Origin of the sequence: Pseudomonas sp. RIT288 (assembly GCF_000631985.1) — a bacterium.
Classification (GTDB): domain Bacteria; phylum Pseudomonadota; class Gammaproteobacteria; order Pseudomonadales; family Pseudomonadaceae; genus Aquipseudomonas.
Genome location: NZ_JFYN01000006.1, coordinates 102,342 through 114,465, shown reverse-complemented (window position 1 = coordinate 114,465; position 12,124 = coordinate 102,342). Strand labels below are relative to the sequence as shown.

At 60.1% G+C, this 12,124-nt stretch carries 15 protein-coding genes; 7 read left to right on the top strand and 8 right to left on the bottom strand.

What is annotated here, in order from left to right; genetic code table 11:
- Positions 1-2 precede the first annotated feature (2 nt).
- Positions 3-1,181 carry a vWA domain-containing protein gene (locus tag BW33_RS07850; RefSeq protein ID WP_027614532.1) on the top strand — a complete coding sequence of 393 codons (1,179 nt, stop codon included), beginning with the start codon at positions 3-5 and terminating at the stop codon, positions 1,179-1,181.
- A gap of 87 nt (positions 1,182-1,268) precedes the next feature.
- Here BW33_RS07850 and BW33_RS07845 read toward each other — a convergent pair whose 3' ends face one another.
- The 4 genes from BW33_RS07845 to BW33_RS29080 are packed head-to-tail and all read right to left on the bottom strand — an operon-like array spanning position 1,269 to position 3,845.
- Entirely contained in the window at positions 1,269-2,186 is a 918-nt protein-coding gene (locus tag BW33_RS07845) for a biotin-dependent carboxyltransferase family protein (RefSeq protein ID WP_047598157.1), read from the bottom strand.
- Positions 2,183-2,887 (bottom strand): 5-oxoprolinase subunit B family protein, encoded by a 705-nt coding sequence (locus tag BW33_RS07840; protein WP_047598156.1) that lies wholly within the window; start codon positions 2,885-2,887, stop codon positions 2,183-2,185. The genes BW33_RS07845 and BW33_RS07840 overlap by 4 nt, the downstream gene beginning before the upstream one ends.
- Positions 2,884-3,636 carry a 5-oxoprolinase subunit PxpA gene (locus BW33_RS07835; protein ID WP_047598155.1) on the bottom strand — a complete coding sequence of 251 codons (753 nt, stop codon included), beginning with the start codon at positions 3,634-3,636 and terminating at the stop codon, positions 2,884-2,886. The genes BW33_RS07840 and BW33_RS07835 overlap by 4 nt, the downstream gene beginning before the upstream one ends.
- Before the next feature lie 59 nt (positions 3,637-3,695).
- A complete protein-coding gene (locus BW33_RS29080) occupies positions 3,696-3,845 on the bottom strand; it encodes a hypothetical protein (protein WP_442965396.1) in 150 nt (49 codons plus the stop codon).
- A 158-nt stretch (positions 3,846-4,003) separates the two neighbouring features.
- Here BW33_RS29080 and BW33_RS07830 point away from each other — a divergent pair, with 158 nt between their 5' ends.
- Positions 4,004-4,918 carry a LysR family transcriptional regulator gene (locus BW33_RS07830; RefSeq protein ID WP_047598154.1) on the top strand — a complete coding sequence of 305 codons (915 nt, stop codon included), beginning with the start codon at positions 4,004-4,006 and terminating at the stop codon, positions 4,916-4,918.
- A gap of 94 nt (positions 4,919-5,012) precedes the next feature.
- On the opposite strand, the gene BW33_RS07825 is transcribed toward BW33_RS07830, so the two are convergent.
- The 3 genes from BW33_RS07825 to BW33_RS07815 are packed head-to-tail and all read right to left on the bottom strand — an operon-like array spanning position 5,013 to position 6,860.
- Positions 5,013-5,555, bottom strand: coding sequence for a DUF2937 family protein (locus tag BW33_RS07825; RefSeq protein ID WP_047598153.1), 543 nt, complete (start codon positions 5,553-5,555; stop codon positions 5,013-5,015).
- A 14-nt stretch (positions 5,556-5,569) separates the two neighbouring features.
- On the bottom strand, positions 5,570-6,346 hold the full coding sequence (locus tag BW33_RS07820) for a class II glutamine amidotransferase (RefSeq protein WP_007969599.1): 777 nt from the start codon (positions 6,344-6,346) through the stop codon (positions 5,570-5,572).
- A gap of 16 nt (positions 6,347-6,362) precedes the next feature.
- A complete protein-coding gene (locus tag BW33_RS07815; protein WP_007969598.1) occupies positions 6,363-6,860 on the bottom strand; it encodes a hypothetical protein in 498 nt (165 codons plus the stop codon).
- 226 nt (positions 6,861-7,086) lie between these two features.
- Here BW33_RS07815 and BW33_RS07810 point away from each other — a divergent pair, with 226 nt between their 5' ends.
- Positions 7,087-9,141: a S9 family peptidase gene (locus tag BW33_RS07810; protein WP_047598152.1), complete on the top strand. Its 2,055-nt coding sequence runs from the start codon at positions 7,087-7,089 to the stop codon at positions 9,139-9,141.
- Positions 9,142-9,269: 128 nt separating this feature from the next.
- Positions 9,270-9,743, top strand: a complete 474-nt coding sequence (locus BW33_RS07805; protein WP_041070525.1) for a cyclic nucleotide-binding domain-containing protein — start codon at positions 9,270-9,272, stop codon at positions 9,741-9,743.
- Here BW33_RS07805 and BW33_RS07800 read toward each other — a convergent pair.
- Positions 9,740-10,024 (bottom strand): hypothetical protein, encoded by a 285-nt coding sequence (locus BW33_RS07800; RefSeq protein WP_047598151.1) that lies wholly within the window; start codon positions 10,022-10,024, stop codon positions 9,740-9,742. The two genes, BW33_RS07805 and BW33_RS07800, sit on opposite strands and share 4 nt — an antisense overlap.
- Before the next feature lie 80 nt (positions 10,025-10,104).
- On the opposite strand from BW33_RS07800, the gene BW33_RS07795 reads away from it, so the two are divergent.
- The 3 genes from BW33_RS07795 to BW33_RS28345 all read left to right on the top strand — a co-directional run bounded on the left by BW33_RS07795 (position 10,105) and on the right by BW33_RS28345 (position 11,589).
- Positions 10,105-10,791 (top strand): spermidine synthase, encoded by a 687-nt coding sequence (locus BW33_RS07795; protein WP_047598150.1) that lies wholly within the window; start codon positions 10,105-10,107, stop codon positions 10,789-10,791.
- 49 nt (positions 10,792-10,840) lie between these two features.
- A complete protein-coding gene (locus BW33_RS07790; RefSeq protein ID WP_441344440.1) occupies positions 10,841-11,152 on the top strand; it encodes a YajD family HNH nuclease in 312 nt (103 codons plus the stop codon).
- Positions 11,153-11,223: 71 nt separating this feature from the next.
- Complete coding sequence (locus tag BW33_RS28345; RefSeq protein WP_081794187.1) at positions 11,224-11,589, top strand: YajD family HNH nuclease; 366 nt, start codon at positions 11,224-11,226, stop codon at positions 11,587-11,589.
- Positions 11,590-12,124 lie beyond the last annotated feature (535 nt).

Sequence of the window (12,124 nt, the reverse complement as noted above, 5' to 3'; positions counted from 1 at the left end):
TCATGCTGCTCAACCTGTTCAATGAAATGCGTGCAGCCAAAGTGCCGGTGTCGGTGCGCGAGCTGCTCGACCTGATCAACGCGCTGAAGCAGCGCGTGACCTTCGCCGACATGGACGAGTTCTACTACTTGTCGCGGGCGATTCTGGTCAAGGACGAACGGCATTTCGACAAGTTCGACCGTGCGTTCGGCGCCTACTTCAATGGCCTGGAAAAGCTCGACGATCACTTGCAGGCGCTGATTCCCGAAGACTGGTTGCGCAAGGAATTCGAGCGTTCGCTGACCGATGAGGAGCGCGCGCAGATCCAGTCCCTCGGCGGTCTGGACAAGCTGATCGAAGAGTTCAAGAAGCGCCTGGAAGAACAAAAGGAGCGCCACGCCGGCGGCAACAAATGGATCGGCACCGGCGGCACCAGTCCGTTCGGCTCCGGCGGCTTCAACCCGGAAGGCATCCGCGTCGGCGACGCCGGCAAGCGTCAGGGCAAAGCGGTCAAAGTCTGGGATCAGCGCGAGTACAAGAACCTCGACGACTCGGTGGAACTGGGCACGCGCAACATCAAGGTCGCCCTGCGTCGCCTGCGCAAATTCGCCCGTCAGGGTGCGGCGGAAGAGCTGGACATCGACGGCACCATCGACCACACCGCCAAGGACGCCGGCCTGCTGAATATCCAGATGCGTCCGGAACGGCGCAACACGGTGAAGCTATTGCTGCTGTTCGACATCGGCGGCTCGATGGATGCGCACGTGAAGATCTGCGAGGAACTGTTCTCGGCCTGCAAGACCGAGTTCAAGCATCTGGAGTACTTCTACTTCCATAACTTCATTTATGAGTCGGTGTGGAAGAACAACATGCGCCGCACGTCCGAGCGTTTCTCGACGCAGGATTTGCTGCACAAGTATGGCGCCGACTACAAAGTGATCTTCATCGGTGACGCCGCCATGGCGCCCTACGAAATCACCCAGGCCGGCGGCAGCGTCGAGCACTGGAACGAAGAGCCGGGCTACCTGTGGATGCAGCGCTTCATGGAGAAGTACAAGAAGCTCATCTGGATCAATCCATATCCGAAGGACACGTGGGGCTATACCTCGTCGACCAATATCGTGCGCGATTTGATTGAGGATCAGATGTATCCGTTGACCCTGCGCGGGTTGGAAGAAGGGATGCGGTTTCTGTCCAAATAAGAGCCAAAGATCGCAGCCTGCGGCAGATCCTACAGAAAAATTCGCGTTTCCATGTAGGAGCTGCCGCAGGCTGCGATCTTTTGATCTTCAACCAAAACGCCGCAAATACTCGACATGCTCGCGGTGCGCCACTTCCTGCACCACCGGCCGCAACCGCACCTGCGCCCCCGGCAGACACTGCGCCAACCGCGCCAGCGCCAAAGGTGTCAACGCTCCCAAACGTGGATAGCCACCAATCGTCTGCCGATCATTGAGCAAGACAATCGGCTGTCCGTCCGGCGGCACCTGCACCGCGCCCAGCGGAATGCCCTCGGAAATCATCGGGCGGCCCTGATACTGCAAAGCCTTGCCCAGCAATCGAATACCCATGCGGTCAGCGCGACTGTCCAGCGTCCACGGACTGTTGAACACATCGAACAGACTCTGCCCGCTGAACTGACCGATCTGTGCGCCGAGCACCAGATCCAGCGGCGCATTGAGGCGCAAATCAGGTCGATGCGCCAGCGGCACTTCACGCACCTGCAGAGCCGCACCGCGATAACTCAACGTCGCGCCCTTGGCCAACGGCAACCCCATGCCATCAAGACCACCCAGTTCTTCGCGCACCACCGTGGCGCTGCTGCCCAGCACCTGCGGCGCGTCGAAACCACCGGGCGCCGCCAGATAAGCCCGGGCACCGAGCAGCGGCTGGGTGAACTTCAATGTCTGGCCTTTGCCCAGTTTGAAACTGCGCCACGGCGCCAGCGCCTGCCCGTCAATCTGCGCGCCAAGATCCGCCCCGGCCAGCGCCAGCAAGCAATCTTCCTGCGCCACCACGGCAAACCCGCCGAGGGTGATTTCGATCACCGGCAGATCCAGCGCATTGCCGAGCAACCAATTGCCCCAACTCATCGAACTCCAATCCGCTGCACCGCCCTGGGTCACGCCCAAATGGCGCACGCCAAAGCGCCCGGCGTCCTGCAACTGGCACAGCGGCGTGCTGGCTTCAATTGTCAGTTGGCTCATGCCAGCACCTCCAGCGGCGTGTCATCACCGCCCAGGTTGATGAACTCGGCGTGGCTCACCGCTTCGAAACGCACCGTGTCGCCGGGTTGCATCAGGCTGTAGCCATCGCGATGGCGGTCGAACAGTTTCGCCGAGGTGCGACCGATCAGATTCCAGCCACCGGGTGATACCACCGGATAAGCAGCGGTCTGCCGCTCGGCAATACCGACGCTGCCGGCCGCGACTCTCTTGCGCGGGGTGCCCAGGCGTGGCGCCGCGAGGATTTCTTCCACCAGCCCCATGAAGGCGAATCCCGGGGCGAAGCCGAGGGCGAACACCTGATATTCACGAGCGCTGTGACGGCGGATCACCTCCTCCACCGCCAACCCGCTGCGCTGCGCCAGCAGGCTCAATTCGGGACCGACACTCAGGTCATACCAGACCGGCAAGACATGGCACTGGCCGCTGGTTCGCGCATTCGGCGAAAGGTCGATCAAGGCTTCAGCGATCAACTCACGGGCCTGCCCCGGATTCAATAAAGTCAGGTCGTAATGCACCATCAACGTAGTGTAGGACGGCACCAGATCGATCAACTGCGCGCCAAACACCGCTCGCAGACGCTCACTGGCGGCGAGCATCCACGGCATGTTGGTTTCGGCAATTTCATCGAACAGGCGCAGCATCAGGCAGTCCAGGGCCACCACTTCAATCCGTGGGTTCATGGCGCGCTCTGCTGATTCAGGGCCTCGCGAATCCGCTGCACGGCGGCCACCGAACTGGCGTTGTCGCCATGCACGCACAAGGTGTTGGCCTGCAGGTACAGCGCGCTGCCGTCGCTGGCGACGAGGTCATCGCCACGGGCGATGGTCAGGGCCTGTTCGATGATTTTTTCTGGCTCGTGATGCACCGCGCCCGGCAGTTGCCGCGAGACCAGTCGACCTGCACTGTCGTAGGCGCGGTCAGCGAAGGCTTCGAACCACAGGGTCACGCCGTATTCGTCACCGAGCTGCTGCGCCGCCGCGTTGTCGCGGGTGGCCATCAGCATCAGCGGCAAGCTGCGATCGTAGGCGGCAATGGCCTGAATCACCGCACGCAATTGCGCCGGGTTGGCCATCATGTCGTTGTACATCGCGCCGTGAGGTTTGACATAACCGACCCGCCCGCCCTGCGCGCGGCAAATGCCGTCGAGCGCGCCGATCTGGTAATGCAGGATGTCTTGCAGTTCCTGGGCGGAATAGGCCATGGAACGCCGGCCGAAGCCAACCAGATCCTGATAGGCCGGGTGCGCGCCGATCTGCACGCCGTGACTCAGGGCCAGACTGACGGTCTTGCGCATGATGCTCGGGTCACCGGCATGGAAGCCGCAGGCCACGTTGGCGCAGTCGATGAAGGGCATGACCTCGGCGTCCAGACCCATGGTCCAGCTGCCGAAACTCTCGCCGATGTCGCAATTCAATAGCAGGCGGCTCACGATGAACACTCCTGTAGCTTCTGGTCTTTTTACCTGTAGGACGCTTGCCCGGCAGATTATCAGTTACTGCGCATGCATCTGCGTGTCCATGCCGTGATCTTGCAGCTCCAGAAGATACGACGCTCTGGCTGATTGATGTCGCGATACCAGTCGAACGTTCCGGGGCGGGCCGTGCTCTTGGAGAGGTCGAGGGTGTCGGGCGCACGCATGGCAAGTCTCCGCAGGCTTTTATTGGTCTTGTTCGAAGTTCCGACGACGCCTATCGTGGGAACCGGATGCGCCGATTTTTCACCGCCCGGCCCTGCTGCGTCCAACGAATAAAAACCCGCCTTAGGCATAAGAAAAACTTGTCACCCGAGCCGTTGCCATGAACCTGAAGTTTCTCGAGACCTTTGTCTGGGTCGCCCGGCTGAAGAGTTTTCGCCTGACCGCCGACAAGCTGTTCACCACCCAGGCATCGATTTCCAGCCGCATCGCGGTGCTCGAAGGCGAGCTGGGGGTGAAGCTGTTTCTGCGCGATTCACGCGGCGTCAGCCTGACGCCCGAAGGCCTGAAAGTGCTGGATTACGCCGAGCAGATGCTCGATACGATGTCGGCGCTGAAGCAATCGATCGAGACCCGTTCGAGCAAGGTCGGCCGGGTGCGCATCGGCGTGATGGACACAGTGATCCACACCTGGCTCAGCCCGTTGGTGGCGCAGATGACCGATGTGTATCCACGGGTGGAAATCGAGCTGGTGGCGGATACCTCTCTGAACCTCTGCGATCAGCTGCAAAAAGGCTTTCTCGACATTGTTCTGCAAACCGATCTGGTGCGCCACGAAAGCGTGCGCAGCCTGGAGCTGGCCAGCCATCCGCTGGGCTGGATCGTCGCCAGCAGTTCGATCTACAACCGCGACTACGCCGACCTCGGCGAACTGGCGCAGGAACGGATCATCACCTACTCGAAAAACTCCCGACCGCATCAGGATCTGCTGGCATTGATGCAGGCCAACGGTGTACTGGCGCCGCACCTGAACTGCGTGAATTCGGTGTCGGCGATTACCCGGCTGTTGCGTGATGGTTTTGGTATTGGCGTACTGCCGCCGGTGCTGGTGGCCGAGGAACTGGCGCGGGGTGAACTGACCTTGCTCGACATCGACCAACGCCCGCCGAATCTGCAGGTGGTGGTGTCGTGGCGGGTTGGCGTGGAGTGGGTCGAGGAGATGGTGACGTTGTGTCAGCAGGTGCTGGAAGGGTATGCGCGCAAGGTCGGTGAAAACTACATTGTCTTGAGTTCCTGAAAGCCAAAGATCGCAGCCTGCGGCAGCTCCTACACGGGAATATGCGTTTCCCTGTAGGAGCTGCCGCAGGCTGCGATCTTTGGCTCTTGATCTTTTAGAGGCCGCGCACGTCGCGATCTTCTATCGGCCGGCTCTGGCGCAAACGCCGGCCGCCGAGCACCACCCAGTCAATCAGACGAATCAGGCACTCGATGCCGAACGACAGCAGCAACGCGCCGCTCATGCCCCAGATCATCGCTTCCGGGGTCAGCAGGATCTGGTAGCTGTAGCCGTTCCAGGTTTCCTTGCGAATGTCCGGATCGGCGGCCAGCACCACTTGCAGGAAACGGATGTACCACGGGCCCTGCATCGCCTGGAACTGTTTATCCAGCGCTATCTGGCGGTTGAGCAAGGTGCTCAGGCTGTCGGCATCGCTGCGAAACACCGGGTCTTCACTGGCGCGGTAATGCGCGACCAGCGCCTGCAAATCGCCCTTGAAGAACTGCTCGGCGGTGCCCTGAAAACCGCGCAGACCGGTCTGCGCTTCGATCAGATGGGCTTCGACGCGTTTCGCGTAATCGTTGATGAACCCCGGCACCTGGACACCGATCAACAGGCCCGCCGCAAACAACACCAGCCGTAGATAACTGAGCAACATCGAGGAGAGATCCTTTATTCGGTCGTGCCCTGGCTGACGCATTCGCCGCGTCGCCACAGGCTCCATTGGCCCGGTTGGTAACGGGTCCAGGTTTCGTTTTCGGTCAAAGGCTCGGTGGCGATCACCGTGACCACGTCGTTGGGCGTGGTTTCCGCCTGGAAATCGACGATCACATCGACATCCTTGAGCCGCGCCGGGCCGAACGGTGCGCGCCGGGTAATCTGTGCCAGTTTGGTCGAGCAATAGCAGAACAGCCAGTCGCCGTCACTGAGCAGACAGTTGAACACGCCTTTGCTGCGGTATTCGGCGCAGGCCGCGACCAGATCCGGCAGCAGCACTTCTATATCGACCGGTTCCGGGAATGCTGCACGCACGCGGTTAAGCAAATCGCAAAACGCCGCTTCGCTGTCGGTGTCGCCCACCGGGCGGTAGAAACTCTTGATCGGAGTGAAATCGGCGAGCTGGCCGTTGTGCGCGAAACACCAGTTGCGCCCCCACAGTTCGCGGACGAACGGGTGGGTGTTGGACAGACAGACCTTGCCGACGTTGGCCTGGCGGATGTGGCCAATGACCACTTCGCTCTTGATCGGATAGCGCTGCACCAGGTTGGCGACTTCCGACTCGCTGCTGGCAGCCGGGTCCTGGAACAGGCGCAGACCGCGCCCTTCATAGAAGGCGATGCCCCAGCCGTCGCGGTGCGGGCCGGTACGCCCGCCGCGCTGCATCAGGCCGGTGAAGCTGAACACGATATCGGTCGGCACGTTGGCACTCATGCCCAGTAGTTCACACATGTGCTGACTCTCGTGATTACAGCCGCGGCTCGACGCGCATGCGCTGCGGATTGTTCGGCAACGGCGGGCGACCGTAGCGGTCATCACCGGCACCGCCGAACGGCTGATCGTCGTCGCGATCATCGGCACGCGCCGCAGCCTTGGCGGCTTCGGCCTGCTCGCGTCGGGCGCGCGAGGCGCGTTCGATCGGGAAGCGGATCAGCACGAAAATCAGGTAGATGCCGAACGCAATCATGCCGTACATGAACAGATCGGAAATCGCCCGCCAGGCGTTGTTGCCGACCTTGAAGGCCAGGTCCAGCGCGGTAATGGCGATGGACGGTGCAACCTTGGCTTTCACCGGGTCAATGATGGTCGGGCTGAACAGCAACACCGCCATCAGCACCCGCAGCGGCTCGCGCAGCCAGCGCCACATCCAGCGGGTCAGGCGCATCCATACCAACAGGCAGCCCACAGCAGCAAAGGCGTAGAGGCCCCAGGCGATCAGATAGTCGTTCTCGGTCATGGTGTCCATGGCAAGGCAGGCAAAGAGGCGCTTATAGTAACGACTTTTCGCCCGTCAGGCTTGTCCCAATAGACACACGACCTGCAGGAGTGAGCCTGCTCGCGATGGCGTCAGCCCATTCAACATTGATGTTGTCTGGTAATCCGTCATCGCGAGCAGGCTCACTCCTACAAGGAAAGTGGCAGTCTCAAGACTTGCGATCACCCTACTTCCGAATACTGCCCGAGAGCCTTCCATGCCCGAATCCGCCCACGTCATCCGTGCCCCGATCGCCCGCAAGGCAGCCGGTGCCGACCCGTATGCCTGGCTGCAGGAACGCGACACCGACGCGGTGCTCGACTACCTCAAGGCTGAAAACGCCTATCAGGAAGCACAGACTGCCGATCAGGCCGGCCTGCGCGAAAGCCTGTTCGAAGAGATCAAGGGCCGGATCCTCGAAACCGACCTGTCCCTGCCCTCGCCATGGGGCCCGTATCTGTATTACACGCGCACCACGGCGGGTGACGAATACGCCCGTCATTACCGCTGCCCGCGTCCGGCCGACGACAGCCTGACCCTCGACGAAAGCCGCGAGCAACTGCTGCTCGACCCGAACGTGCTGGCCAATGGCGGTTTCTTCTCGCTCGGCGCGTTCAGCATCAGCCCGGACCACCAGCGGCTGGCCTACAGCGTCGACGCTTCGGGCGACGAAATCTACACGTTGTTCGTCAAGGAACTGGCCAACGACAAAGTCAGCGAGCTGGAATTCCAGGACTGCGACGGCAGCATGACCTGGGCCAACGACAGCCTGACGCTGTTCTTCGGCGTGCTCGATGACACCCATCGCCCGCACAAACTGTTTCGCTATCGTCTCGACGGCACCGCCGCCGAAGAGGTGTTCCACGAGCCGGACGGGCGTTTCTTCCTGCATTGCTACCGCTCCAGTTCCGAGCAGCAATTGCTGCTGACCCTGGGCAGCAAGACCACCAGCGAAGTCTGGGCACTGGACGCGCATCAGCCGCACCTGCCCTTCACTTGCATGGCGCCACGGGTCGAGGATCACGAATACGATGTCGACCACGGCGCGCTGGATGGCGTGTGGACCTGGTTCATCCGCACCAATCGCGACGGCATCAACTTCGCCCTGTATCAGGCGCCGGACACCGGTGTGGTGCCGAGCGAGGCCGACTGGCAGAACCTGATCCCGCACAGCGACACGGTGATGCTCGACGGCGTGACGCTGAACACCGCGGCCATGACCCTGAGCCTGCGTGAAGGCGGTCTGCCGATCATCGAAGTTCACCCACAGGGCCAGACGCCGTATCGCGTGCAATTGCCGGACGCGGCCTACAGCCTCTATGTGCAGAACAGCCTGGAGTTCGAAAGCGACCGCATCCGCCTGCGTTACGAGGCATTGAATCGTCCGGCGCAGGTGCGCCAATTGCTGCTGGCCAGCGGCGAACAAACCGTGCTGAAAGAAACCCCGGTGCTCGGCCCGTTCGACGCCGACGCCTATGTCAGCCAACGCCTGTGGGCCACCGCGCCGGACGGCACGCAGGTGCCGATCAGTCTGGTGATGAAACGCGAAATGGTCGGCAAACCGGTGCCGCTGTATCTGTACGGTTATGGCGCCTACGGCTCCAGCCTCGACCCGTGGTTCTCCCATGCCCGCCTGAGCCTGCTGGATCGCGGCATGGCCTTCGCCATCGCCCACGTGCGTGGCGGCGGCGAGCTGGGCGAAGCGTGGTACCGCGCCGGCAAACAGGAACACAAGCACAACACCTTCAGCGACTTCATTGCCTGTGCCGAATTCCTGATCCTCAACGGCATCACCACCGCCGAGAAACTGGCGATCAGCGGCGGCAGTGCTGGCGGTTTGTTGATTGGTGCGGTGCTGAACCAGCGTCCGGACCTGTTCGGCGTGGCGATTGCCGAAGTGCCGTTCGTCGACGTGCTCAACACCATGCTCGACCCGGACTTGCCGCTGACCGTCACCGAATACGACGAGTGGGGCAACCCCGAAGAGCCGGACGTCTACGAGCGGATCAAGGCGTACGCGCCGTACGAAAACGTCACCGCGCAGGATTATCCGGCAACCCTGGTGATCGCCGGCTACAACGACAGTCGCGTGCAGTACTGGGAAGCGGCCAAGTGGGTAGCGAAATTGCGCGCGACCAAGACCGACGACCATCTGCTCCTGCTCAAGACCGAACTCGGTGCCGGGCACGGCGGAATGAGCGGGCGTTATCAGGGATTACGTGACGTAGCGCTCGAATATGCATTTGTGTTCAAGGTTTTGGGCCTGGCCTGAGGAACTCCGTCGGTCACTCGGGTCTTAATTCCAGACCCGAGGGGCCGATACACATAAACCCCTGTAGGAGCTGCCGCAGGGATCGTGTAGTGCCTTGAAAATGTGAAAACAATAAAGACCGCAATGACATGTCAGAACCCACCCTGCTGAACAACGAAATTCGCGACTGGCTGATGGATTGTGGCCTGTTCGATCAATTGCAACTGGCGGACTTCGCCGCGGCCTCGGGCTACTTCAGCATCAGCACCGTGGCTGAAGGCGAAGCGATTTTCCGTGAGGGCGATGCCGGCAGTTTCATGTGCATCCTCCACACCGGTCAGGTCGCGGTGCAGAAGACTGGCCCCGACGGCCAGGTCATCACCATGGCCACCCTGCGCAGCGGTCGGGCGTTCGGAGAAATGGCCGTGCTGGATGGCGAACGCCGTTCGGCCACCTGCGTCGCGGCGAGCAACTGCCAACTGCTCAATCTGGGCAAGGACTCGCTGGAAAAGATGCTCAACGACGCACCGAAGATCGCCGCCAAGATCATCCGCGCCCTCGCCGTCTCCCTCTCCAAACGTCTGCGCATGGCCGACGGCCAACTGGCAGCGCAACAGGTTTAACCGCCGGGGGATTTGGCCTTGGTGCTGCCCGGTTCGATGCCCGGCACCGGTTGATCCTTGCTCGGCGGGCTGGGCATTTCGATCGGCACCAGCGGCGGGCTGCCACTGCCGGCACCGGCCTTCGGTGCGCTGATCGGGGTGATTTGCGGATACGGCGTCGGCGTGGCGGTTCCCGGCGAGCCAGGTTGCGGCGTCGGACTGACCGGAATGGTCTGCTGCGCCTGCACTGCAGTAATCGAGAGCGCGGCCAGGGCAATGACCGTTAGAATGGTGCGCTTCATCAAGGGCTCCGTTTGGCCTTTAGTCTGCGCTCAGGCTACTCCCAACGGGCCTGCTTGCCTTCCCCCTTGTAGAGATTTCCATGAAACGTTTCGTTCTGCTCGACACCACGCCGATCCCTGACAACGGCGGTGCCCTGTGCCTGTTCGAGTATGGCGAGGATTTCGTCATCAAGATCCAGGGCGGCGACGGCGGGCAATTGATGAACACGCGCATGCACGGTTCGGAAGATGCGCTGGCCGAGATCCCTTGCCGCAAGGTCGCCGGACGGCCGAATTCGCGAGTATTGATTGGCGGTCTGGGCATGGGGTTCACCCTCGCCTCGGCGCTCAAACATCTGGGCAAGAGCGCCGAGGTGGTGGTCGCCGAACTGGTGCCCGGCGTGGTCGAGTGGAATCGTGGGCCGCTCGGTGAAAAGTCCGGGCGACCATTGCTTGATCCGCGCACGGTGATCCGTCAGGACGACGTAGCCAAGGTGCTGCAAAGCGAGCCGAACGGCTTCGACGCGATCATGCTCGATGTCGACAACGGCCCCGAAGGCCTGACCCAGAAGGCCAACAGCTGGCTGTACTCTGCCGCTGGCCTGAATGCCTGCGCCAAGGCGCTGCGGCCCAAGGGTGTGCTGGCGGTGTGGTCGGCCAGCGCTGACCGGCAGTTTTCCGACAAATTGAAGAAGGCCGGGTTCAAGGCCGAAGAAGTCCAGGTGTTCGCCCACGGCAACAAGGGCACCCGCCATACGATCTGGATTGCCGAGAAGCTCAAGGGCTGAGCTAAACTCTGCACATAACCGTCATTAGTCTTTTTACTAAGGTGAACCCATGAGTTCGTCCACCCCGACCAACACGTCGAAGCTCGATCGCATCCTTGCCGACAACCAGCGCGACAAGGAAATGGGCTACCGTGACAAGGCCCTGAAAATGTACCCGCACGTCTGCGGCCGCTGCGCCCGGGAGTTCTCCGGCAAACGCCTGAGCGAACTGACCGTGCACCACCGCGATCACAACCACGACAACAACCCGCAGGACGGCTCGAACTGGGAGCTGTTGTGTGTGGATCTACCAGAAAAATGGTATCCGACTATGAATAGTCATAGGCCCCAACGATACATACCATTTTTTTCCGGTATGTGAGCCCTGACTTATCGCTTACAGAGCGTCTCGATACGGTTTATCCTTCCTAAGCACTCATCCCGGACACTCAAATGAACAACAAAACCACACCTAGCCTTTCTAAACTGGATAGAATCCTCGCAGATGCGAAGCGCGATAAGGAATCAGGTTATCGGGATAAAGCACTCAAGATGTATCCACATGTTTGCGGCCGATGCGCTCGTGAGTTTTCTGGCAAGCGCCTGAGCGAGCTAACCGTGCACCACCGTGACCACAACCACGACAACAACCCTCAGGATGGATCTAACTGGGAGCTTCTCTGCTTGTTCTGTCATGACAATGAACACTCACGCTACACTGATCAGCAATATTTCTCCGAATCTTCTTTGAGTTCGCCAAAACAAGCATCCGCAACTCACAACCCATTTGCAGCGTTGGCTGAACTTATGAAAAAGTGACTCCGCACAATGTAAAAAAAACAGCCAATAACACCCTTGCAAGTTTATTAGAAAACAAGCAATGCAAGATGCATCCTACCTCTTCTCGAGAGAAAACCATTATTTCTCAGCCGCTAGGAAAATATTCAATATCAGTACAAGTTGGTTACGCTCCCGAATGTGCGCACTGTATACCTTCGCAACAACAGCAAGCATTTAGCCCAAAACCCAAATAACTATAATCATGAGAACCAACGGACAACCACGGCGATATTAGGTAAAGAATTTTTTTGATACTCTTGAATACTGCACGTATCGAGTTTACTCTTTTCGCTAAAGCAAAAACGAGACGACACTTACAAACAAGATGATACTGAATAAAGCAATGGAAGCGTATATAGCACCGCCTTGCGGGCTCTTCCAGGAAAACATGCACTAATGTGTTCTATGTCTCCAAAGCGGAAACGAACCCCTTATCCGCGTTCTTGATACTTGCTGCTTGAGGAATATTGGCTAGAGTCAAAGAAGTTACTGGAATCCTCTACAACTTCAAGGA